Raw genomic sequence first — 306 nt, 5'->3', positions numbered from 1 at the left:
CTTTTTGGAAACGGTATCCAGCTTATTACTGCCGTGAGAAGAAACATGAAAAGCAAAGCCCTGAGCAATGAGGAGAAGTTGCTGCTGCGTAAACGCTCTGTAATCGAAACAGTGAACGACGAAATCAAAAACATCTGCCATGCAGAGCATACCAGGCATCGCTCTATCAACGGATTTTTACTAAACCTCATGAGTGCCATAGCAGCGTACGCATTCTTTCCCAAAAAACCTTCCATAAAAAAAGATATAGAGGAAACCAAACCGAAACTTATTGAGCAGTTTCAAAAACAAATGCAACTAATGCCA

1 protein-coding gene is annotated in these 306 nt (G+C 41.2%); it reads left to right on the top strand.

The annotated features are described in order from the left end of the window. The coding region (locus OD355_RS13850; RefSeq protein WP_263039090.1) for a transposase at positions 1-306 on the top strand (306 nt) is incomplete at both ends.

It is taken from the genome of Haoranjiania flava (assembly GCF_025631005.1).
Classification (GTDB): domain Bacteria; phylum Bacteroidota; class Bacteroidia; order Chitinophagales; family Chitinophagaceae; genus Haoranjiania; species Haoranjiania flava.
Note: the sequence above shows the minus strand (reverse complement) of the source record. Positions and strands in the feature narration are given on the sequence as shown.